Source organism: Pseudomonas sp. NPDC089406, from assembly GCF_044900265.1.
GTDB lineage: Bacteria > Pseudomonadota > Gammaproteobacteria > Pseudomonadales > Pseudomonadaceae > Aquipseudomonas > Aquipseudomonas fakonensis.
Map to the genome: position 1 here is coordinate 60897 of NZ_JBJDNC010000006.1, position 21853 is coordinate 82749.

At 62.7% G+C, this 21853-nt stretch carries 19 protein-coding genes; 11 read left to right on the forward strand and 8 right to left on the reverse strand.

From position 1 onward, the window contains the following. Positions 1 to 56: 56 nt before the first annotated feature. The 5 genes from carA to grpE form a co-directional block, all read right to left on the reverse strand. Positions 57 to 1193, reverse strand: a complete 1137-nt coding sequence (gene carA / locus ACI2KK_RS06105; RefSeq protein ID WP_060509372.1) for a glutamine-hydrolyzing carbamoyl-phosphate synthase small subunit — start codon at positions 1191 to 1193, stop codon at positions 57 to 59. A gap of 312 nt (positions 1194 to 1505) precedes the next feature. After that, on the reverse strand, positions 1506 to 2312 hold the full coding sequence (dapB, locus tag ACI2KK_RS06110) for a 4-hydroxy-tetrahydrodipicolinate reductase (RefSeq protein WP_369989611.1): 807 nt from the start codon (positions 2310 to 2312) through the stop codon (positions 1506 to 1508). 13 nt (positions 2313 to 2325) lie between these two features. Continuing rightward, the gene (gene dnaJ, locus ACI2KK_RS06115) at positions 2326 to 3450 is read right to left on the reverse strand and encodes a molecular chaperone DnaJ (protein ID WP_217841711.1); all 1125 of its coding nucleotides are present in this window, start codon (positions 3448 to 3450) and stop codon (positions 2326 to 2328) included. Between the two features lie 208 nt (positions 3451 to 3658). After that, positions 3659 to 5584 (reverse strand): molecular chaperone DnaK, encoded by a 1926-nt coding sequence (dnaK, locus tag ACI2KK_RS06120; RefSeq protein WP_217841710.1) that lies wholly within the window; start codon positions 5582 to 5584, stop codon positions 3659 to 3661. 101 nt (positions 5585 to 5685) lie between these two features. Then, on the reverse strand, positions 5686 to 6240 hold the full coding sequence (gene grpE, locus ACI2KK_RS06125) for a nucleotide exchange factor GrpE (RefSeq protein ID WP_217841709.1): 555 nt from the start codon (positions 6238 to 6240) through the stop codon (positions 5686 to 5688). Between the two features lie 181 nt (positions 6241 to 6421). On the opposite strand from grpE, the gene recN reads away from it, so the two are divergent. Continuing rightward, entirely contained in the window at positions 6422 to 8095 is a 1674-nt protein-coding gene (gene recN, locus ACI2KK_RS06130) for a DNA repair protein RecN (protein WP_404668257.1), read from the forward strand. A 205-nt stretch (positions 8096 to 8300) separates the two neighbouring features. Here recN and fur read toward each other — a convergent pair whose 3' ends face one another. After that, entirely contained in the window at positions 8301 to 8705 is a 405-nt protein-coding gene (gene fur / locus ACI2KK_RS06135) for a ferric iron uptake transcriptional regulator (RefSeq protein WP_217841707.1), read from the reverse strand. 97 nt (positions 8706 to 8802) lie between these two features. Between fur and bamE the strand changes: the two genes are divergently transcribed. Further along, on the forward strand, positions 8803 to 9324 hold the full coding sequence (bamE, locus tag ACI2KK_RS06140; RefSeq protein ID WP_369989607.1) for an outer membrane protein assembly factor BamE: 522 nt from the start codon (positions 8803 to 8805) through the stop codon (positions 9322 to 9324). A gap of 197 nt (positions 9325 to 9521) precedes the next feature. Here bamE and ACI2KK_RS06145 read toward each other — a convergent pair whose 3' ends face one another. Continuing rightward, positions 9522 to 9956: a type II toxin-antitoxin system RatA family toxin gene (locus ACI2KK_RS06145; protein ID WP_217841705.1), complete on the reverse strand. Its 435-nt coding sequence runs from the start codon at positions 9954 to 9956 to the stop codon at positions 9522 to 9524. Between the two features lie 161 nt (positions 9957 to 10117). On the opposite strand from ACI2KK_RS06145, the gene smpB reads away from it, so the two are divergent. Further along, positions 10118 to 10600, forward strand: a complete 483-nt coding sequence (smpB, locus tag ACI2KK_RS06150) for an SsrA-binding protein SmpB (RefSeq protein WP_011532120.1) — start codon at positions 10118 to 10120, stop codon at positions 10598 to 10600. Between the two features lie 160 nt (positions 10601 to 10760). Here the strand turns inward: smpB and ACI2KK_RS06155 are convergent, their stop codons facing one another. Further along, the gene (locus ACI2KK_RS06155; RefSeq protein WP_217841703.1) at positions 10761 to 11528 is read right to left on the reverse strand and encodes an FCD domain-containing protein; all 768 of its coding nucleotides are present in this window, start codon (positions 11526 to 11528) and stop codon (positions 10761 to 10763) included. Positions 11529 to 11787: 259 nt separating this feature from the next. On the opposite strand from ACI2KK_RS06155, the gene ACI2KK_RS06160 reads away from it, so the two are divergent. The 8 genes from ACI2KK_RS06160 (at position 11788) to ACI2KK_RS06195 (ending at position 21743) form a co-directional block, all read left to right on the forward strand. Further along, positions 11788 to 13458: a lactate permease LctP family transporter gene (locus ACI2KK_RS06160; RefSeq protein ID WP_404668258.1), complete on the forward strand. Its 1671-nt coding sequence runs from the start codon at positions 11788 to 11790 to the stop codon at positions 13456 to 13458. A gap of 60 nt (positions 13459 to 13518) precedes the next feature. Further along, a complete protein-coding gene (lldD, locus tag ACI2KK_RS06165) occupies positions 13519 to 14664 on the forward strand; it encodes an FMN-dependent L-lactate dehydrogenase LldD (protein ID WP_217841701.1) in 1146 nt (381 codons plus the stop codon). 74 nt (positions 14665 to 14738) lie between these two features. After that, entirely contained in the window at positions 14739 to 17549 is a 2811-nt protein-coding gene (locus tag ACI2KK_RS06170) for an FAD-binding and (Fe-S)-binding domain-containing protein (RefSeq protein WP_404668259.1), read from the forward strand. Positions 17550 to 17894: 345 nt separating this feature from the next. Beyond that, positions 17895 to 18143: a hypothetical protein gene (locus ACI2KK_RS06175; RefSeq protein ID WP_404668260.1), complete on the forward strand. Its 249-nt coding sequence runs from the start codon at positions 17895 to 17897 to the stop codon at positions 18141 to 18143. A 305-nt stretch (positions 18144 to 18448) separates the two neighbouring features. Further along, the gene (locus ACI2KK_RS06180) at positions 18449 to 19720 is read left to right on the forward strand and encodes a PAAR domain-containing protein (RefSeq protein WP_404668261.1); all 1272 of its coding nucleotides are present in this window, start codon (positions 18449 to 18451) and stop codon (positions 19718 to 19720) included. After that, the gene (locus ACI2KK_RS06185) at positions 19701 to 20279 is read left to right on the forward strand and encodes a hypothetical protein (protein ID WP_404668262.1); all 579 of its coding nucleotides are present in this window, start codon (positions 19701 to 19703) and stop codon (positions 20277 to 20279) included. The genes ACI2KK_RS06180 and ACI2KK_RS06185 overlap by 20 nt, the downstream gene beginning before the upstream one ends. Positions 20280 to 20446: 167 nt before the next feature. Next, positions 20447 to 21025, forward strand: a complete 579-nt coding sequence (locus ACI2KK_RS06190) for a hypothetical protein (protein WP_404668263.1) — start codon at positions 20447 to 20449, stop codon at positions 21023 to 21025. Between the two features lie 142 nt (positions 21026 to 21167). Continuing rightward, a complete protein-coding gene (locus ACI2KK_RS06195) occupies positions 21168 to 21743 on the forward strand; it encodes a hypothetical protein (protein WP_404668264.1) in 576 nt (191 codons plus the stop codon). Positions 21744 to 21853 lie beyond the last annotated feature (110 nt).

Consider the following 21853-nt stretch of genomic DNA (forward strand, 5'->3'; position numbering starts at 1 on the left):
GGGTCAGGCGCTTCCGGGTGCGGCGTTCGCCGCCCCGGGGCCTTGATGCAGGATGCTCAGCGGCGCTTGGCCATGGCATCGGTGAAACGATCGAACAGTGGCGCGACGTCGGTCGGGCCTGGGCTCGCTTCAGGGTGGCCCTGGAAGCTGAACGCGCTCTTGTCGGTACGCTCGATACCCTGCAGGGTGCCGTCGAACAGCGACTTGTGGATGGCGCGAACGTTGCCCGGCAGGGTGGCTTCGTCTACGGCGAAACCGTGGTTCTGGCTGGTGATCATGACCACGCCGGTGTCCAGGTCCTGGACCGGGTGGTTGGCACCGTGGTGGCCGTGGCCCATCTTGACGGTCTTGGCGCCGGAGGCCAGGGCCAGCAGCTGGTGGCCCAGGCAGATACCGAACACAGGGATCTCGGTCTCGAGGATCTCTTTGATCGCCTGGATGGCGTAGTCGCACGGCTCGGGATCACCCGGGCCGTTGGACAGGAACACGCCGTCCGGGTTGAGTGCCAGCACTTCGCTGGCCGGGGTCTGGGCCGGTACCACGGTCACGCGGCAGCCACGGGCGACCAGCATGCGCAGGATGTTCAGCTTGACGCCGTAGTCGAAGGCAACCACGTGATACGGCAGGTCGGCAGCGTCGATGGTCGGGTGGCTGTCGGTTTTCAGCTCCCACACGCTGGAACGCCACTCGTAGCGCTCCTTGGTGGAGACGACCTTGGCCAGGTCCATGCCTTTGAGGCCCGGGAAGGCGCGGGCAGCGGCGATGGCCTGCTCTTCGGTGATGTTGTCACCGGCGAGGATGCAGCCGTTCTGGGCGCCTTTTTCGCGCAGGATACGGGTCAGGCGACGGGTGTCGATGCCGGCGATGGCAACGACGTTGTTGGCCTTGAGGTACTCAGGCAGCGACTGGGTGTTACGCCAGTTGCTGGCCAGCAGCGGCAGGTCACGGATGACCAGGCCGGCAGACCAGACGCGGTTCGACTCGGCGTCTTCCGGCGTGGTGCCGGTGTTGCCGATGTGCGGGTAGGTCAGGGTGACGATTTGCTGCGAGTAGGAAGGGTCTGTAAGGATTTCCTGGTAGCCGGTCATAGCGGTGTTGAATACCACCTCACCGACGGTCTGACCGTCGGCACCGATGGCTTCACCGCGGAAAATACTGCCGTCGGCAAGGGCGAGTATGGCTGGCTTTGTCAAGAAGACCTCCCGTAAATCAAGCATGAAAGGGCGATCGCAGGTTGCAAAAAAGCGGAGTGACGTATGGACACGTCACCCCGCTTTCATGTGCTGAATTCAATTCGCTGCGCGCTTTTAGTGGACACACTAAAGCTGTAGCTTACAGAAAAGTGCGTTTTGGGTCTACCGCATATGTGTCTCTAAAACACATGAATGCGACAGAACCCGGATCGGCGGCGCCTGCTTCGCGGGCAAGCCCGCTCCCACAGGGACCGCACCAGGCCCGAAGGCAATGCCGTACCTGTAGGAGCCGGCTTGCCGGCGATCGGGCCATCAATGCAGTTCGAGCACATCCTGCATGTCATACAGCGCAGGCTCGCGCCCATCCAGCCACAGCGCTGCACGCACCGCGCCCTTGGCGAAGGTCATGCGGCTCGAGGCCTTGTGGGTGATCTCCACGCGCTCGCCTTCGGCGGCGAACAGCACGGTGTGGTCACCGACCACATCACCGGCACGCACCGTGGCAAAACCGATGGTCTGGCGGTCACGGGCGCCGGTCTGGCCTTCACGGCCATACACCGCCACCTCGCGCAGGTCGCGCCCCAGCGCCTGAGCCACTACCTCACCCATGCGCAGGGCAGTACCCGACGGCGCATCGACCTTGTGCCGGTGGTGGGCTTCGAGAATCTCGATGTCCACCTCGTCTCCCAGCACACGGGCCGCGGTATCCAACAGCTTCAGGCACAGGTTCACGCCCACGCTGAAGTTGGCGGCGAAGACGATCGGGATTTCCTTGCCCGCCTCCACCAGCAGCTGCTTTTCTTCGGCGCTGAAGCCGGTGGTGCCGATGACCATGGCCTTGCCCGCCTTGCGGCAGAACGCCAGGTTTTTCAGGGTCACCGACGGGTGGGTGAAGTCGATCAGCACATCGAACTCGTCGACCACCTTGGCCAGGTCGTCGACGATCGGCACGCCGATGCGCCCCAGGCCGGCCAGTTCACCGGCGTCGGCACCCACCAGGGTGCTGTCCGGGCGGTGAATGGCGGCGGTCAGGCCAGCCTTGGGCGCCTGCTGCTGCACAGCCTCGATCAGCACCTTGCCCATGCGCCCGGCGGCGCCCATCACTGCAATACGTCGCATAGCCTGCTCCTTGTCAGAGATCGCCGAAGAAGCGCTTCACGCCTTCGAACCAGCCACTGGCCTTGGGCGAGTGGGAGCTGTCGACTTCCAGCGAGCTGCGCAACTCTTCGAGCAGTTCGCGCTGGCGACGGCTGAGGTTGACCGGCGTTTCTACCGCGACGCGGCACAGCAGGTCGCCGGCACCACCGCCACGCACTGGCGCCACACCCTTGCCACGCAGGCGGAACTGCTTGCCGGTCTGGGTGCCTTCAGGAATTTTCAGCTTGACCCGGCCATCGAGGGTCGGCACTTCCAGCTCGCCGCCAAGGGCTGCGTCGGTGTAGCTGATCGGCACTTCGCAGTACAGGTGCTTGCCGTCGCGCTGGAAGATCGCGTGCTCGCGCACGCTGATGACCACGTACAGGTCACCGGTCGGGCCGCCATGGGCACCGGCCTCGCCTTCGCCGGACAGGCGGATGCGGTCACCGGTATCAACGCCGGCCGGCACCTTGACCGACAGGGTCTTGTACTCTTCGACACGGCCTTCGCCATGGCACGAGGTGCAGGGGTCGGTGATGATCTTGCCCTGGCCATGGCAGCGCGGGCAGGTTTGCTGCACCGAGAAGAAGCCTTGCTGCATGCGTACCTGGCCGATACCGCCACAGGTCGGGCAGGTCGACGGGGTCGAGCCCTTCTTGGCGCCGGAGCCGTCGCACGGCTTGCAGTTGACCAGGGTCGGCACGCGGATGCTGACCGTGGTGCCACGCACCGCTTCTTCGAGGTTCAGCTCCAGGGTGTAACGCAGGTCGCTGCCGCGCTGGGCACCGCTGCGACCACCGCCACGACCACCACCGAAGAAGTCACTGAATACGTCACCGAAGATGTCGGAGAAGTTGGCGCCGCCGAAGCCTGCACCGCCGCCACCCATGCTCGGGTCGACACCGGCGTGGCCGTACTGGTCGTAGGCGGCACGCTTGCTGGCGTCAGACAGCACTTCGTAGGCCTCGTTGGCCTCCTTGAACAGGTCTTCCGACTCTTTGTCGCCGGGGTTGCGGTCCGGGTGGTACTTCATCGCCAGACGGCGGTAGGCCTTCTTGAGGTCGCCTTCGCTGGCGCCGCGCTCGACACCCAGGACCTCATAAAAATCACGCTTGGACATAGGTCATTTGCACTCTTGGGGTGTTTGGCACCGGCGCGCAGCTGTCGCGCCGTGCCGCCAACACCTGCCGCCATACGCGAATGCGCCCAGACAGATGCTGTAAAAATTCTCGTGTTCCAGACACGCCAACGCGGGAGCAAGCCCCCGCGCGGCGACATCCTACCAGTTCACCGCGCTAAGCCGGTGAACGGGCGACAGCATGCAACGATTACTTCTTGTCGTCGCCTTTGACTTCTTCGAACTCGGCGTCAACCACGTCATCGTGCTTGGCTTCAGGCTCGGCCTGCTGGGCGCCGCCCTGCGGTTGCTCGGCCTGCTGCTCGGCGTACATCTTCTGGGCAACCGGGGCCGACACCTTGGACAGCTCCTCGACCTTGGCGTCGATGGCAGCCTTGTCGTCGCCTTTGACAGCGGCCTCCAGGGCAACCACGGCCGCTTCGATGGCGGTTTTCTCTTCGGCAGTGACCTTGTCACCGGCGTCGACGACCATCTTGCGGGTCGAGTGCACCAGCGCGTCACCCTGGTTACGGGCAGCGGCCAGCTCTTCGAACTTGCGGTCTTCCTCGGCGTTGGCCTCGGCGTCACGCACCATGCGCTCGATCTCTTCGTCCGACAGGCCGGAGTTGGCCTTGATCACGATCGACTGAGCCTTGCCGGTGGCCTTGTCTTTGGCGCCGACGTGCAGGATACCGTTGGCGTCGATGTCGAAGGTCACTTCGATCTGTGGCACGCCGCGTGGCGCTGGCGGGATGTCCGACAGGTCGAACTTGCCCAGCGACTTGTTCTGCGCGGCTTGCTTGCGCTCGCCCTGCAGCACGTGGATGGTCACGGCGCCCTGGTTGTCGTCGGCAGTCGAGAACACCTGCGACTTCTTGGTCGGGATGGTGGTGTTCTTCTCGATCAGCGCGGTCATCACGCCGCCCATGGTTTCGATACCCAGGGTCAGCGGGCTGACGTCCAGCAGCAGTACGTCTTTCACGTCACCGGCCAGTACGGCGCCCTGGATGGCAGCACCCATGGCCACGGCTTCGTCCGGGTTGACGTCCTTGCGCGCTTCTTTACCGAAGAAGTCGGCAACGGCCTTTTGCACCATCGGCATACGGGTCTGGCCACCGACCAGGATCACGTCGTCGATCTTGCTGGCGTCGATGCCGGCGTCTTTCAGGGCGATGCGGCAAGGCTCGATGGTACGGTTGACCAGGTCTTCGACCAGCGATTCCAGCTTGGCGCGGGAGATCTTCACGTTCAGGTGTTTCGGGCCGGTCGCGTCTGCAGTGATGTACGGCAGGTTGACGTCGGTCGACTGGGCCGAGGACAGCTCGATCTTGGCCTTTTCAGCGGCTTCTTTCAGGCGCTGCAGGGCCAGCGGGTCGTTCTTCAGGTCCATGCCGGACTCTTTCTTGAACTCGTCGACGAGGTAGTCGATCAGGCGCATGTCGAAGTCTTCGCCACCCAGGAAGGTGTCGCCGTTGGTGGCCAGTACTTCGAACTGGTGCTCACCGTCGACTTCGGCGATTTCGATGACCGAAACGTCGAAGGTACCGCCACCCAGGTCATAAACGATGACGGTGTGGTCGCCCTTGGCCTTGTCCATGCCGTACGCCAGTGCAGCGGCGGTCGGTTCGTTGATGATGCGCTTGACTTCCAGGCCCGCGATGCGGCCGGCGTCTTTGGTGGCTTGGCGCTGGCTGTCGTTGAAGTAGGCCGGTACGGTGATGACCGCTTCGGTGACCGGCTCGCCCAGGTAGTCCTCGGCGGTCTTCTTCATTTTTTTCAGCACTTCGGCGCTGATCTGCGGCGGCGCCATGTCGTTGCCGTTGGCTTGTACCCAGGCGTCACCGTTGCCGGCCTTGACGATCTTGTAAGGCACCAGCTTGATGTCTTTCTGCACGACGTCTTCTTCGAAGCGGCGGCCGATCAGGCGCTTCACGGCGAACAGGGTGTTGTGCGGGTTGGTGACGGCCTGGCGCTTGGCCGACTGGCCAACCAGGATTTCGCCGTCGTTGGCGTAGGCCACGATCGAAGGGGTAGTACGCGCGCCTTCGGCGTTTTCGATGACCTTGACGTTACCGTTTTCCAGGATGGAGACGCAGGAGTTGGTGGTCCCCAGGTCGATACCGATGATTTTGCCCATGTTGATTCTCCCGAAACTTGAATTGGGTGGCAGCGGCTACATTGGCCAACTGCGGTAATACTTGAGTGCTTGACACCTAGATGGGGATGCCCCGACAGATTTCAAGCCTTCTCGTTGATCGATGGCTGCGGCGCGGCCGGCGCCTTGCTGACCACCACCATGGCGGGGCGCAGCAGGCGGCCGTTGAGCAGGTAGCCCTTCTGGAACACGTTCAGCACGCTGTTCGGCTCGACATCGGCGCTTTCCTGCATGGCCATCGCCTGGTGGTGCTCGGCGTTGAACGGCTGGCCGTGCGGGTCGATGGCTTCGAGGTTGTAGCGCTTGAGGGTGTCCTGGAACATTTTCAGGGTCAGCTCGACGCCTTCGCGGATCTTCTTCACCTGTTCGTCTTCGACGTTGGAGTGGGCCAGGGCCAGCTCCAGGCTGTCGATCACCGGCAGCAGGTCGCCGGCGAACTTCTCCAGCGCAAACTTGCGCGCCTTGTCGACTTCCTGCTCGGCGCGGCGAATGCTGTTCTGCGCTTCGGCAGCCACACGCAGGGACTGATCCTTGGCCGCGGCCAGCTGCTCCTCGAGCTCCTGAACGCGGGCGCCGGTATCCACTGCAGCGGCCTCTTCGGCATTAAGGTCTTTCTCGTTCAGCTGTTCGTCAGCCATGGGGTCTCTCCTCCACAATTTCTGTTGTACGAGCAAAGCTCGCCGTGTCTGCCGGCTATATGGGGCCGGAAAAACCAGCTTCAAGGGCAAGGGCGCTTTTCCACATTCATCGGGCGGGCATTGTCAGCAGGCGCAAAACCACTGTATAAATAACCAGACCTCAGCCCTCGGGAGCCGCCCCATGCTGCTGCACCTGTCCATTCACAACTACGCCATCGTCGAACACCTCGACCTCGAACTCGCCCGCGGCATGTCCGTGATCACTGGCGAAACCGGGGCTGGCAAATCGATCATGCTCGATGCCCTGGGCCTGGCCCTGGGTGACCGTGCCGACAGCGGCGTGGTGCGGCCCGGCGCAGACAAGGCCGACATTCTGGCCACCTTCGACCTGGGCGACATCCCCGAGGCCCACACCTGGTTGGCCGAGCGCGACCTCGAAAGCGACGGCCCGTGCATCCTGCGCCGGGTGATCACCGCCGAAGGCCGCAGCCGCGGCTACATCAACGGCACGCCCTGCCCGCTCGGCGACCTCAAGGCCCTGGGCGAGCTGCTGATCGACATCCACAGCCAGCACGAGCACCAGTCGCTGCTGAAAACCGACACCCACCGCCGCCTGCTGGACGAATACGCCGGCGCCATCGACCTGGCCCGCCAGGTGCAACTGGCCGCCCGCCGCTGGCAGCAGACCCGCCAGGAGCTCGAGCGCCTGAGCAATTCCGGCGACGAACAGCGCGCGCGCCACCAACTGCTCAGCTATCAATTGGAAGAGCTGGACAACCTGGGCCTGGGCGAAAACGAGCTGGTGCAGTTGGAGCAGGAACACAAGAACCTGACCAACGCCGAAGCATTGTTCGGCATCTGCCGCCAGGTCATCGACCAGTGCAGCGAAAGCGACTCGGGCAACGTGCTCAGCGCCCTGACCGTCAGCCTCAACCGCCTCACCGCCGTGGCCAACGCCCCCAAAGCCCTGGGCGAGGCAGTCAACCTGATCGCCAGCGCGCAAATTCAGGTAGAAGAAGCCGTCGGCGAGCTCAACCGCTTCCTCGACCACTTCGACGCCGACCCCATGCGCCTGCAAACGCTGGAAGAACGCCTGGACGCCATCTACACCCTGGCCCGCAAGCACCGCGTGCACCCCACCGAGCTGCCGCACCTGCAGCAGCGCCTGATGGAAGAAATCGAAGGCCTCAATGCCAGCGACGAGTCCATCGAGCGCCTGGGCGAAGAACTGGCCGCCTACGCGCAGCACTATAAAGAGAAGGCCACCGAGCTGAGCGCCCTGCGCCGGCAGGCCGCCACCCAGCTGGCCACTGCCGTGGAGCAGGAGATCCAGCGCTTAGGGATGCCCGGCGGGCGCTTCTGCATCGAGCTGACCCCTTTCGAGCACGCCGAACTGTCGCCCCACGGCCTGGAACAGATCGAGCTGCTGGTCAGCGCCAACCCCGGGCAACCGCTCAAGGGGCTGGCCAAGGTCGCCTCGGGCGGCGAGCTTTCGCGTATCAGCCTGGCGATTCAGGTGATCACCGCGCAAACCTCACGCATCCCCACCCTGGTGTTCGACGAAGTGGACGTCGGCATCGGCGGCCCCACCGCCGAGATCGTCGGCCAGTTGCTGCGCCGCCTGGGCGAGCGCGGCCAGGTACTGACCGTGACCCACCTGCCGCAGGTCGCAGCCCAGGGCCACCACCACCTGTTCGTGCACAAGGTGCGCCACAGCGACACCACCCACACCGCCGTGGCCAATCTAGGCAAGCGCGAGCGGGTGGAAGAAGTGGCACGCATGCTGGGCGGCATCGACCTGACCAAGGAATCCCTGGCCCATGCACGCAAGATGGTGGTGAGCAGCAAGGCATAGCCAGCACGCAATCGCCTGTAGGAGCGGCCTTGTGTCGCGAAAAGGGCGCGTAGCGGCCTCAGGATCTATGCATCATTCGATGACTGCAGGGGCTGCTGCGCAGCCCTTTCGCGACACAAGGCCGCTCCTACAGCGGTCTTTACCCCCCTAGAAAACACAAAGGCGACCCGAAGGTCGCCTTTGCTGCCCATAACGACGTAAATCGTTACTTCTTTTTACGCACGTAGAGGACCAGGTTGTGGTCCACCAGTTCGAAGCCGTGCTCGGCCACGATTTCCTTTTGCCGGCGTTCGATCTCGGCATCCATGAACTCGATGACTTCGCCGCTATCCACGTTGACCATATGGTCGTGGTGGCCGCCGTCAGCCAGCTCGAACACCGCATGGCCGCCGTCGAAGTTGTGGCGAACCACCAGGCCAGCCGCTTCGAACTGGGTCAGAACGCGGTACACGGTCGCCAGGCCAACGTCCTCGCCAGCCTCCATCAGCGCCTTGTAGACATCCTCGGCACTCATGTGACGCTGCTCGGTAGAGTCGAGCATCTGAAGAATCTTGACTCGAGGCAGGGTCACCTTGAGGCCGGCTTTGCGCAATTCGCTATTTTCAACCATGGTCAGCTTTCTCGCCGATGCTGCTTCGCAGCTTCTCTTAATACGGGTATGATCGGGGTTTACGTTGTCCAGCCAAGATAGTGGAAGTCGCCCACCGATGCAAAACAACACCAAGCTCTTGCTAACCAGCCTCACCCTCGTGGGACTGCTCGCACTCGCCGGTTGCTCGTTTCCCGGGGTTTACAAAATCGACATCCAGCAGGGCAATGTCGTCACGCAGGACATGATAGACCAATTGCGCCCGGGAATGACCCGCCGGCAAGTAAGGTTTATCATGGGCAACCCCCTGCTCCAGGACACCTTCAACACCAACCGCTGGGACTACCTGTACAGCCTGCAGCCCGGTGGTGGCCAGCGCCAGCAAGAGCGCATGAGCATCTTCTTCAACGAGAGCGACCAACTGGTCAGCCTGGCCGGCGACTTCATGCCAGGTGTCAGCCGCGACCAGGAAATTCTCGGCGGCAGCGGCGACACCACCGTCAGCCCGGCCCACCAAGGCCAGCCTGCCGAGAAGCCGGCCAAGGCAGGCTCGCTGGAAGACTCGATCCAGAAAGAAATCGACACCATCGAGACCACCCCGGTGCCCACCCCGGCCCCGCTGGAAACCTCACCGCAGTAAACACTGCGCACAAAAAAGCCCGGGCATTGCCCGGGCTTTTTTATTGGCCGTGTCTAGGCCCTGTAGGAGCCGGCTTGCCGGCGATGAGGCCCGCTTGGGCAGCACAAGGCCCATTGGGTGGCACCGGCTTTGCCGGTGATCGCCGGCAAGCCGGCTCCTACAGGGGCGGCGTGAACAGAAAAGGCCCTCGTTGCCCCTCAGCTATACAGCTGCTTGGCCCGCTGGCAGAACGCATCGACCATGGTATTGGCCGCCTGGTTGAACAGCGGGCCCAGGGTGGCGCGCACCAGGGCGCCGGCGTAATCGAACGACAGGTCCAGGCTGATCTTGCAGGCCTTCTCGCCCAGCGGCTTGAACACCCACAGCCCATGCAGCTGGGTGAACGGCCCCTCTTCCAGGTTCATCTCGATGGACTGCCCCGGCACCAGCACGTTACGCGTGACGAAATGCTGGCTCATGCCGCCCTTGGCCACATCCAGCTTCGCCCGCATGTGCGTGTCGCTCACCTCGATCACCGTCGAAGCCGAGCACCAGGGCAAGAATTGCGGGTAGCTGGCCACATCGTTGACCAGGTCGTAAAGCGCCTGGGCAGGGTATGGCAGCAGGGCCGAGCGTTGAATATGGGTAGTCATCCAGGCATCACTTCCAAACGGGGCGGCGGCGCCTCGCAGCGCCGGAAAAACAGTTCTGATCAACAGAACAAGGCCTCCATTGTCAGGGATTCGTCCTACAGGCTCAAGCGCAGCTAAACCCCGTAGCCGAGCGCGCGGCGACTCCCTATAATGCGGCCCCTATGGCTAAGCAAAAGAAACATCCGACCGGGACCATCGCGCAGAACAAAAAGGCGCGACACGATTACTTCATCGAACACAAGTTCGAGGCCGGGCTGGTCCTGTCCGGTTGGGAAGTAAAGAGCCTGCGGGCCGGCAAGGCGCACCTGACCGACAGCTACGTGCTGCTCAAGGATGGCGAAGCCTGGCTGTTCGGCAGCCACATCACCCCGCTGACCACCGCCAGCACCCACGTCATCGCCGACCCCATCCGCACCCGCAAGCTGCTGCTGAACAAGCGCGAGCTGGAGCGCCTGGAAGCCGCCGTGGCGCAAAAGGGCTACACCTGTGTGGCGATGTCGCTGTACTGGAGCAAGCACCTGATCAAGTGCGAAATCGCACTCGGCAAGGGCAAGAAGGAGTTCGACAAGCGCGACACCGTGCGCGAGCGCGACTCCAACCGCGAGCTGCAGCGCACCATGCGCAACAAGGGCAAGGAAGAGTAATTTCTGCCCTGCGCGGTCACTGTAGGAGCGGCCTTGTGTCGCGATAGGGCTGCGCAGCAGCCCCGGCGATCTTCAATGATGCAAAAGGCCTGAGGCCGCTGCGCGCCCTTTTCGCGACACAAGGCCGCTCCTACAGAAACCGTGAAAGCGGGCGAAGTCTCTACCGCCCGCTGCGCCGCTCTGCCCGCGCCACCCGCTGAGCCTCTTCCTGCGCCTCTTCCAGCACCTCCTGCACATACAGAATGTGCCGGCTGGACACCTCCCGCGCCTCCTCGGCTCGCCCCTCGACAATCGCCTGGTACAACTCGCGATGCTGGCTGATCAGCATGTCGCGCGTTTCGCTGCGCTGCTGGTACATGCCGCCGATGTTGGTGACCACGTTGCGCTTGAGCAAATCGAACAGCCCGCGGATGGTGTGCAGCAGCACCGCATTGTGGCTGGCCTCGGCAATCGCCAGGTGAAAGCGCGCATCGGCCGCGCCCTCCTCCGCCCGGCTGACCTCGTCAACCCGGTTGTAGCAGTCCTGCAGCGCATCGAAGGCCACCTTCAAGCGCTCGCGGTCCGGCCCGGTGGCGCGCTGCGCCGCGTAGTAGGCGCAGGACGCCTCCAGCGTATGGCGAAACTCCAGCAGGTCGCGCTGCGCCTCGGGGCTGCCTTCGAGCAATTTGAGCAGCGGGTCGCTGAAGGTCGAGCCCAGTGACTCGGCCACATAGTTGCCGCCGCCCTGACGGCTGACCAGCAGCCCCTTGGCCACCAGCTTCTGGATCGCCTCACGCAACGACGGGCGCGACACCCCGAACTGCTCGGCCAGGGCCCGCTCGGCCGGCAGCCGCTGCCCCGAGGTCAGCGTGCCTTCCAGAATCATCCCTTCCAACCGATCGACGATGTCGTCGGACAGGCGCCGTTGGCGGACCTGATCAAAAACCATCACATGCTCTCCACAAACCCCGGCGGTACCGGGCCGGGGGCGCCTATTCTGCGCCTAACCAGCCCACCCCGACACCCATCAGTTGGCGTTTTTCAGCGCCACTCAGTCGCCCGCTCATCGGCATGCGACCAAAGTTTTCCACAGGACAAATTGACACACCCACGAAGTGGCTTTTAACCTAGCGACCAGCCATTGTAAATTGGTCTTACCAATTATCCAATGCCAGTGCCTGACCAACAACAATTAGGGGCCACCCCGTATGCAAACCTGGCAACAACTCTATACCCCGCTCGGTAGTCTCGGCCTGTCCGCACTGGCGGCGGTCGTTCCCATCGTGTTCTTCTTCCTCGCCCTCGCCGTGTTCCGCCTCAAGGGCCACGTCGCCGGCAGCATCACCCTTGCACTGTCGATCCTGGTGGCCATCTTCGCCTTCCAGATGCCCGTGGACATGGCCCTGGCTGCCGCCGGCTATGGCTTCCTGTACGGCCTGTGGCCAATCGCCTGGATCATCGTTGCCGCGGTGTTCCTCTACAAACTCACGGTCAAGAGCGGCCAGTTCGAAGTGATCCGCAGCTCGGTGCTGTCGATCACAGACGACCAGCGCCTGCAGGTGCTGCTGATCGGCTTCTGCTTCGGTGCCTTCCTTGAAGGCGCAGCCGGCTTCGGCGCCCCGGTGGCCATCACCGCCGCACTGCTGGTGGGCCTGGGCTTCAACCCGTTGTACGCCGCCGGCCTGTGCCTGATCGCCAACACCGCACCGGTAGCCTTCGGCGCCCTGGGTATCCCGATCATCGTCGCAGGGCAAGTCACCGGTATCGACGCCTTCCACATCGGCGCCATGACCGGCCGCCAGCTGCCGCTGCTGTCGCTGTTCGTGCCGTTCTGGCTGGTGTTCATGATGGACGGCCTGCGCGGCGTGAAAGAAACCTGGCCTGCCGCCCTGGTAGCCGGCCTGAGCTTCGCCGTCACCCAGTACTTCACCTCCAACTTCATCGGCCCGGAGCTGCCGGACATCACCTCGGCCCTGGCCAGCCTGATCTGCCTGACCCTGTTCCTGAAAGTCTGGCAGCCCAAGCGCTCGTTCAGCGAAGCTAAGGGCAGCGTCGGCGCCGCTGTGGTGCAGTCGGGTGGCAGCCAGCCAACCCCGTACAGCTTTGGCGAGATCTTCAAGGCCTGGTCGCCGTTTTTGATCCTCACCGTGCTGGTGACCATCTGGACCCTCAAGCCGTTCAAGGCCGCGTTCGCCCCAGGCGGCGCGATGTACAACTTCGTGTTCAACTTCGCCATCCCGCACCTTGACCAGCTGGTGATCAAGACCGCCCCGATCGTCACCGCGCCTACCGCCATGCCGGCAGTGTTCAAGCTCGACCCGATCTCCGCCACCGGCACGGCGATCTTCCTGTCGGCCCTGATCTCCATGGCCGTGCTGAAGATCAACTTCAAAACTGGTCTGACCACTTTCAAAGAAACCTTCTGGGAGCTGCGCTGGCCAATCCTGTCCATCGGCATGGTGCTGGCCTTCGCCTTCGTCACCAACTACTCCGGCATGTCCTCGACCATGGCCCTGGTACTGGCCGGCACCGGCGCTGCGTTCCCGTTCTTCTCGCCGTTCCTCGGCTGGCTGGGCGTGTTCCTGACCGGCTCCGACACCTCGTCCAACGCCCTGTTCAGCTCGCTGCAGGCCACCACCGCCCACCAGATCGGCGTCAACGACACCCTGCTGGTCGCGGCCAACACCAGCGGCGGCGTAACCGGCAAGATGATCTCGCCGCAGTCCATCGCCGTGGCCTGCGCCGCTACCGGCCTGGTCGGCAAGGAATCGGACCTGTTCCGCTTCACCGTCAAGCACAGCCTGTTCTTCGCCACCATCGTCGGCCTGATCACCCTGATCCAGGCTTACTGGCTGACCGGCATGCTGGTTCATCACTAAAGTGAAAGGGGCCGGGCGCCAGGCGCCCGGCATCTCCTACCACCCACGCTGCGAGAATCCATGATCATTTCCGCCTCTACCGACTATCGCGCCGCGGCCCAACGCAAGCTGCCCCCCTTCCTGTTCCACTACGCCGACGGCGGCGCCTACGCCGAGCACACCCTGCGCCACAACGTGTCGGACCTGGCCGGCATCGCCCTGCGCCAGCGCGTGCTGAAGAACATGTCCGAGCTCAGCCTAGAGACAAAGCTGTTCGACGAAACCCTGAGCATGCCCGTGGCCCTGGCCCCGGTTGGCCTCACCGGCATGTACGCCCGCCGCGGCGAAGTGCAGGCCGCCCGCGCCGCCGCCGCCCACGGCATCCCGTTCACCATGTCCACCGTGTCGGTATGCCCGATTGAAGAAGTGGCCCCGGCCATCGACCGGCCGATGTGGTTCCAGCTTTATGTATTGAAAGACCGCGGCTTCATGCGCAACGCCCTGGAACGTGCCAAGGCCGCCGGCGTGAAAACCCTGGTATTCACCGTCGACATGCCGGTGCCCGGCGCCCGCTACCGCGACGCCCACTCCGGCATGAGCGGCGCCAACGGCCCGCTGCGCCGCGTGCTGCAAGCCATGACCCACCCCGAATGGGCCTGGGACGTCGGCGTGATGGGCCGCCCGCACGACTTGGGCAACATCTCCAAATACCGCGGCAACCCCACAGGCCTGGCCGACTACATCGGCTGGCTGGGCGCCAACTTCGACCCGTCGATTTCGTGGAAGGACCTGGAGTGGATTCGCGAATTCTGGGACGGCCCGATGATCATCAAGGGCATCCTCGACGCCGATGACGCGCGCGACGCGGTCAAGTTCGGCGCCGACGGCATCGTCGTCTCCAACCATGGCGGTCGCCAGCTCGACGGCGTGCTGTCCAGCGCCCGCGCCCTGCCGGCCATCGCCGACGCGGTCAAGGGCGACATCAAGATCCTCGCCGACTCCGGCATTCGCAGCGGCCTGGACGTGGTGCGCATGATCGCCATGGGCGCCGACACCGTACTGATCGGCCGTGCCTTCCTGTGGGCCCTGGCCGTGCATGGCCAGGCCGGGGTGAAGAACCTGCTGGAGCTGTTCGAAAAAGAAATGCGCGTGGCCATGGTGCTGACCGGGGCCAAGACCATCAGCGAGATCACCCGCGATTCGCTGGTCCGCGAACTGGGCGCCTGAGCGCCCGCACCCGATACCGCCTGAATGACCGGGGCACGCCGCGCGCAGACGCTGCGGCCCCGCGAGGAGACTGCATGAGCCTGCCTGCCGCGTTCCTGCGTGATGCCGAGCGCCTGATCCCCGCCGAACGCCGCTTCGACGACCCCACCTCGACCCTGGCCTTCGGTACCGACGCCAGCTTTTACCGCTTGATACCCAAGCTGGTGGTGCGGGTGGAATCCGAAGACGAAGTGGTCGCCCTGATCCAGCTGGCCCAGCGCGAGCGCGTGCCGGTGACCTTCCGCGCCGCCGGCACCAGCCTCAGCGGCCAGGCCATCAGCGACTCGGTGCTGATCGTGCTCGGCGATAACTGGAACGGCCGCGAAATCCGCGGCCAGGGCGAGCAAATCCGCCTGCAGCCCGGCGTCATCGGCGCCCAGGCCAACGCCTGGCTGGCCCCCTACGGGCGCAAGATCGGCCCGGACCCGGCCTCGATCAACGCCTGCAAGATCGGCGGCATCGTCGCCAACAACGCCAGCGGCATGTGCTGCGGCACCGCACAGAACACCTACCACACCCTCGCCGGCCTGCGCCTGGTACTGGCCGACGGCACCCGCCTGGACAGCGAAGACCCGGCCAGCGTGGCCGCCTTCGAACACAGCCACGCCGCCCTGTTGAACGAGCTCGCCCGCCTGGGCCGCGAGACCCGCGCCAACACCGCGCTGGCCGAACGCATCCGCCACAAATACCGACTGAAAAATACGACCGGTCTGTCGCTGAACGCACTGGTGGACTACGACCAGCCGCTGGATATCCTGCAGCACCTGCTGGTGGGTTCCGAAGGCACCCTGGGCTTCATCAGCGCCGTCACCTACGACACCGTGCCCGACCACCCGCACAAGGCCAGCGCCCTGTTGGTGTTCCCCAGCGTCGAAAGCTGCTGCCGCGCCGTCACCGTGCTCAAGCGCCAGCCCGTGTCGGCCGTGGAGCTGCTGGACCGGCGCAGCATGCGCTCGGTGCAAGAGATGCCCGGCATGCCGCTGTGGGTCAAAGGCCTGTCGGATAACGCCTGCGCCCTGCTGATCGAGTCCCGCGCCGCCAGCCAGAGCCTGCTGCACGAGCAGCTCGGGCAGGTGATGGCCTCCATCGCCGACTACCCGCTGGAGCAAAAGGTCGAGTTCAGCGAAGACCCCGCCGTGTACAACCAGCTGTGGAAGATCCGCAAGGACACCTTCCCCGCCGTCGGCGCCGTGCGCCAAACCGGCACCACGGTGATCATCGAAGACGTCACCTTCCCCGTCGAGCAGCTCGCCGAAGGCGTCAACCGCCTGATCCAGCTGTTCGACAAGCACCGCTACGACGAAGCGATCATTTTCGGCCACGCGCTGGAAGGCAACCTGCACTTCGTCTTCACCCAGGGCTTCAACAGCGCCGAAGAAGTCGCCCGCTACCAGGCCTTCATGGACGACGTGGCGCAGCTGGTGGCCGTGGAGTTTGGCGGCTCGCTCAAGGCCGAGCACGGCACCGGCCGCAACATGGCGCCGTTCGTCGAGCTGGAATGGGGCAATGACGCCTACCAGCTGATGTGGCAGCTCAAGCGCCTGCTCGACCCCAACGGCATTCTCAACCCCGATGTGGTGCTGAGCACTGACCCCGACATCCACCTGAAAAACCTGAAACCGCTGCCCGCCGCCGACGAAATCGTCGACAAGTGCATCGAATGCGGCTTCTGCGAACCCGTGTGCCCCTCCAAGGGCCTGACCCTCAGCCCGCGCCAGCGCATCGTGATGTGGCGCGACATCCAGGCGAAAACCCGCGCAGGCGAAAACACCCGCGAGCTGCTGCAAACCTACCAGTACCAGGGCATCGACACCTGCGCCGCCACCGGCCTGTGCGCCCAGCGCTGCCCGGTGGGCATCAACACCGGCGAGCTGGTGAAGAAGCTGCGCAGCCAGGCTGCCGAGCACATCAAGACCGCCGACTGGCTGGCCGAGCACTTCCACACCACGCTACGCGGCGCGCGCCTGACCCTGGCCGCCGCCAACGGCGCACGCAAACTGCTCGGCGCCCCGCGTATGGCGCGCATCAGCGCCAGCTTGAGCAAAGCCAGCAACGGCCGCCTGCCACAGTGGACCCCGGCCATGCCACAGCCGCTCAAGCCCATCGACTTCGGCCCGGCCAGCAACGACGCCCGCCCACGGGTGGTGTACCTCGCCGCCTGTGTGTCCCGCGTGATGGGCCCCGCCTACGACGACCGCGAGCAAAGCTCGCTACTGGACAAAACCCGCGCCCTGCTGGAAAAGGCCGGCTACCAGGTCGTCTTCCCCGGCAACGCCGACAGCCTGTGCTGCGGCCAGCCGTTCGCCTCCAAGGGCTACACCGAGCAGGCCGAGCACAAGCGCCAGGAACTGATTGCCGCGCTGCTGCACGCCAGCCGCGGCGGCCTCGACCCCATCTACTGCGACACTAGCCCATGCACCCTGCGCCTGGTCCAGGACCTCGGCGAAACCCGCCTGGACCTCTACGACCCGGTGCGTTTCATCCGCACCCACCTGGTGGACAAGCTGGAGTTCACCCCGCAAGACGAGCCGGTGGCCGTACACGTAACCTGCAGCACCCAGCACCTGGGCGAAAGCCAGGCGCTGATCGACCTGGCGCGGCGCTGCAGCAAGCAGGTGGTGATCCCCGAGGGTATCCACTGCTGTGGTTTTGCCGGCGACAAAGGCTTCACCACCCCCGAGCTGAACGCCCACTCGCTGCGTACGCTGAAGGATGCCGTGCAGTATTGCAGCGAAGGCATCTCCACCAGCCGCACCTGCGAGATCGGTTTGTCCAGCCACAGCGGCATCGACTACCACGGCCTGGTGTACCTGGTAGACCGCGTCACCCGGGCGCGCAGCCTCTAAGCCACCGGGCCGCCTGTGGGAGCGGGCTTGCCCGCGAACACCGGCGCAGCCGGTGCCAGCCAACGCGTTGCCTGCCTCACCGCCCCCGCTCCCACAGGCACCACACGCCCCTCAAACCTGCGCAGTACCTGTAGGAGCCGGCTTGCCGGCGATTGGCCCTCAACCCCTCCCCCCTCTCAACCACCAGACCTTTCCCACACCAAATTCAGACCAAGCTGAATATGCACCCCTCCCCCCGGCAGGCATCGTCCGCAACGCACGGATCGCCGCCAAGGCCTGCGGAAAAGCGCGGCATCGGCCCCCAAACCTCCTCCCAACTGCTCATTCTCTGAGCGAGAGGCCGACATGTCAGAGCTCTACCTGATGGGTTACACCTTGGCGGCGGCTTTTCTGCTCGACTGGCTATGCCGCTCAACAACCTTGCGCGGCACGCTGTACCTGGTGCTGATGGCCGTCAGCATCACCAGTTGCTCCCAACTGGGCGAACGACAGGTGCTGCAACTCGATGGCGGCCAATGGGGACTCATGTTCGCCCTTGCCGGCCAACGCCTGCTGTTCAAACGCTCGCACTATTCCCGCAACCAAGGCGAATGAGCCCGGCACCCGCCTGCAATCCGCAGATCGTGGGAGCGGGCTTGCCCCGCGATAAGGCCCCAAACCTGTAAGAAATTTCCGAACCTGCAACCAAATGCTTCAGCGCGAAAACCAATCAGACCTTTCCTACGTACTTATGGGAATCGGCCACATAGCAGCCCAAATCCCCCAACGATAACGTCCCACGCCACTGCCCCAAGTACCCGGCGCAGCTCCCCGGCACCCCGTCACGACCATTGCTCACGGACCGAGACCGTCCTGGCCCAGGTGCCTTTCCAACGCATCGTTCGATACCAAGGAATGGCATGATCCCTACCGCTAGACTCGGCGACACCCACTTCCGCCCCCTCCCCGGCCACGGCATCACGCCCATCGTGTCCGCCTCGCCCACCACGCAAATCAACTCCCTGGGCGCCGCTCGCGTCGGTGATGTCTGCGGCTGCGGCGCGGTCATCACCGCCGGCTTCCCCTACATCACCATCGACGGCCAGCCAATGGCCCACCTCGGCAGCCCCACCAGCCACGGCGGCACCATTCTCACCGGCAGCCCGGACACCTTCGGTGGCTTCATGTTCGGCGGCGAGGCCAGCCAAACCGTCGTCGATTTCGCCAAGCTCGGCGCCGTGCGCCCGGACGGCTCGGTGGACGAGCAACTTATGGCGGAACTGCTGGCCGACCCGCAGTTGCAGCAAAGGGCGCTGCTGTCCGGCGCCCTGCTGAACCCCAGCAGCAAAACCCCGCCGGCACCCAGCCAAACGACCACACCCGAACTGATCGCGGTCGCCGGCAGCCAGCATGACGCCGGCTCGGGCAACAAGATGATGTTCATCGGCCAGGCCGTGCGTGAACTCGCCGAGTTCAAGCGCAACAAGCCGACGCTGATACGAACACTGGTGGTATTCACGCCGTCGTATAACGAACAGATGCTCAGGGCCGCCCGCGAATCCGCTGTCGCCTACAAGGCCGAATATGTGGAAGTGGCAACCGCCCAGGCACTTATCGACTACCTGAACGAGGGCAAGGACCGAACGCAATTTCCCATCGAGCAACTGGCGCTGTTCAGCCATGGCGTACCGCAGCAGGTTGCCTTCGGCTATCAACTCGCCAGCGACTTTGACATGGCGCTGACCATGCTCAACTACGAACAGATATCGCCCCAGGCTTTTACCCGTAAGGCGCAGATCGACAGTTATGCCTGCCGTACCGGCATGGGCAGTCTCTCCGAGTCTGCAATTGAGGACAGCATTCAGTTCTCGCCGCAAACCCATCAGAGCCTGGCTCAGTTGCTGGCTGACCATCTGCGGGTCAAGGTGCGCGCGTTCGTGCGCCGCTCGGACTACAAGAATACTTGGGGGTCATTTGAGGAGCGGCAGTGGGGCAAGCTTTGTGGGATTAGTGGTAATTCGGCTCCGGATGGCGCGTGGTGCAGTAAGTGGAACCGTCTAAAAGCTGAACGGAGGTTTAAAGATCAAGATCAAAATTTTACTTACCAGAGGATGGGGGCCATGAATCCTGTGATTTCGGGCGATACGCCGATTGGTGCACCTGGAGGCCTCCTTGAGTTTCTACCGAAGTAAAAGATTCTGGATTGCCTTTATTTTCATCTGCCCGGCGCTACTGCTAGCGACACTCTACGGCATCAAGACAATGACCAGCGTATATAAAAAAGACTTGGGCAACGGCGTTGTGATCTATGCAGACGACTATGTGAAATCTGGCCAGTGGGTCTTCGACTGTGAGTATGGACGCCTGATCAGCCGCCAGCCAGTCACACCCCCCATTACCGAGTTGCAAAGTGCTAGCGAATTAACCATCGAATCCATGTATTCCCTCAGAGAGCCCGATTTACCAGCAGCAAAATCCATGATTAGATCCGCCACTGCAATACCGGGATGGTACAAGAACCTTCGCTACCTATACTCTGGAATTGATGAGTACGGAGGTATAATTATACACGGCTTCGATATGCTAGTTGAGCATGAAGACCGACAATGGGCTTTGATTATATGGCAACAAATTCTGTCCCCTAGCACATCAGATTTTTTTGTTACCGCTAAACTTTACGACCCTGAAAACTATCTTGACCACACCAAGGCGTTAGAGGCTGCGAGGAAAAGCTGCCCTATACCGCAATGACAGCAACGCGGTAGGTCCTCTGATTGCGATGCAGTCTTTTTACCGGGGCGCTCTAGCGAGCGTAACCCCGAAACGTATGACGCCCCCAAAATTCCCGGAGTCTGAATGCATGGGATACGAGCCTTTTTTGACCAGTTCGGTGCAGCTCCCCCTTTGAGGAGGCACCAATGAGTTTCGTTCGACGCAGAGGCATCCAGGTTGCCTTCATCCTAGTTGCTCCTTTGATTTATTTTTCGGTCAATTACGCAGTGAAACCTATGATCAGTGTATTCAAAAAAAACTTCGGCAACGGCGTGGTGATCTATGCCGACGAGTATGTGAACACAGGCAGCTGGGTATTTGACTGCCGCTACTCACGCCTGATTAGTCGCCAACCGTTACCTGCGCCAATCGCAGCACTGCAACGCGCTGACAAGCTCACGATTGGCTCCATGTATAACCTCCAGCCATCCGATGTGGTGCTAGCAAAGCAAGCGATCAGAACCATCACAGCAAAATCTCAGTGGTATAAAAACCTGCGTTACCTTTACTCCGCCCTTGACGAGTACAGCAATATCGCCGCCCATGTATTCGACTTGCTGGTTCAACATGACGGTCGGCAATGGGCTTTTCACGTGTGGCAGGACATACAACCCAATGGAACTTCTGGATTCACGATTTTCGCTGAATTATACGACCCCGAAAACTATATTGGCTACACCAAGGCACTAGAGGCGGCGGCAAGAAGTTGCCCAACACCTCAGTAAAAATCTCCGTAACGACCGACTAACGTGGCTAGCCTTACCATACCGAGGCCGGGGGAGCAGGATTGTCCCGCAGAGGGGGCAAGGAAAAACCTTAACTCCCTTAATCAATTCGCTAGCCTCATTGCTCTATCAGGAAAGCACGATGCATTATCTCCGCAGCAAAAGCTTCTGGCTCGTTTTCACCATGATCGCTCCTTTGATATTTTTCACTGGCTACTACGCATTCAAAGCAATGACGAGCGTATACAAAAAAGACCTTGGCAATGGCGTAGTCATCTACGCCGACGACTACGTAAAAAGCGGAGACTGGGTATTCGACTGCAGGTATTCACGCCTAGTAAGTCGCGATGCGCTACCCGTACCGACCTCGAAGTTGGCACAAAGCGAATACTCTTTCGGCAGCATGTATCACCTGAGTAAAGCTGACCAGAAAACTGCGAAAGCCCTCATTAGAGCCACCACTGCAACCCCCGACTGGTACAGGAATCTGCGGTATGTATACTCCGGACTAAGCGAATACAGCGATATCAGAGCACATCTATTCGATCTGCTCATACAGTATGAAGGCCGAACGTGGGGCTTGAGAGTTCGTCAAAACATTCAACCCAATGGTAGCTCAAACTTCGAGATTGCAGCCGAGCCCTACGATCCGAAAACCTATATTGATTATGGCAAAGCCCTTGAGTCGGCGGCCAGAAGCTGCCCGGCCCCGCAGTAAAGCATCACCTCAACGAGTTGCTACCGAGATACTCCTGCTCGCACGGAAAACGTGGGAGCGGGCTTGCCCCGCGATAGGTCCCAAAACCTGTAAGACATTTCCGAACCTGC

What these genes read in the sequence shown, in the direction of transcription:
- bamE (WP_369989607.1), top strand. Translation starts at nt 8,803, where the DNA reads ATGCAAAACAACACCAAGCTCTTGCTAACCAGCCTCACCCTCGTGGGA.
- ACI2KK_RS06160 (WP_404668258.1), top strand. Translation starts at nt 11,788, where the DNA reads ATGCAAACCTGGCAACAACTCTATACCCCGCTCGGTAGTCTCGGCCTG.
- ACI2KK_RS06175 (WP_404668260.1), top strand. Translation starts at nt 17,895, where the DNA reads ATGTCAGAGCTCTACCTGATGGGTTACACCTTGGCGGCGGCTTTTCTG.
- ACI2KK_RS06195 (WP_404668264.1), top strand. Translation starts at nt 21,168, where the DNA reads ATGCATTATCTCCGCAGCAAAAGCTTCTGGCTCGTTTTCACCATGATC.
- recN (WP_404668257.1), top strand. Translation starts at nt 6,422, where the DNA reads ATGCTGCTGCACCTGTCCATTCACAACTACGCCATCGTCGAACACCTC.
- ACI2KK_RS06170 (WP_404668259.1), top strand. Translation starts at nt 14,739, where the DNA reads ATGAGCCTGCCTGCCGCGTTCCTGCGTGATGCCGAGCGCCTGATCCCC.
- dnaJ (WP_217841711.1), bottom strand. Translation starts at nt 3,450, where the DNA reads ATGTCCAAGCGTGATTTTTATGAGGTCCTGGGTGTCGAGCGCGGCGCC.
- dapB (WP_369989611.1), bottom strand. Translation starts at nt 2,312, where the DNA reads ATGCGACGTATTGCAGTGATGGGCGCCGCCGGGCGCATGGGCAAGGTG.
- ACI2KK_RS06190 (WP_404668263.1), top strand. Translation starts at nt 20,447, where the DNA reads ATGAGTTTCGTTCGACGCAGAGGCATCCAGGTTGCCTTCATCCTAGTT.
- smpB (WP_011532120.1), top strand. Translation starts at nt 10,118, where the DNA reads ATGGCTAAGCAAAAGAAACATCCGACCGGGACCATCGCGCAGAACAAA.
- grpE (WP_217841709.1), bottom strand. Translation starts at nt 6,240, where the DNA reads ATGGCTGACGAACAGCTGAACGAGAAAGACCTTAATGCCGAAGAGGCC.
- dnaK (WP_217841710.1), bottom strand. Translation starts at nt 5,584, where the DNA reads ATGGGCAAAATCATCGGTATCGACCTGGGGACCACCAACTCCTGCGTC.
- ACI2KK_RS06180 (WP_404668261.1), top strand. Translation starts at nt 18,449, where the DNA reads ATGATCCCTACCGCTAGACTCGGCGACACCCACTTCCGCCCCCTCCCC.
- fur (WP_217841707.1), bottom strand. Translation starts at nt 8,705, where the DNA reads ATGGTTGAAAATAGCGAATTGCGCAAAGCCGGCCTCAAGGTGACCCTG.
- ACI2KK_RS06145 (WP_217841705.1), bottom strand. Translation starts at nt 9,956, where the DNA reads ATGACTACCCATATTCAACGCTCGGCCCTGCTGCCATACCCTGCCCAG.
- ACI2KK_RS06155 (WP_217841703.1), bottom strand. Translation starts at nt 11,528, where the DNA reads ATGGTTTTTGATCAGGTCCGCCAACGGCGCCTGTCCGACGACATCGTC.
- lldD (WP_217841701.1), top strand. Translation starts at nt 13,519, where the DNA reads ATGATCATTTCCGCCTCTACCGACTATCGCGCCGCGGCCCAACGCAAG.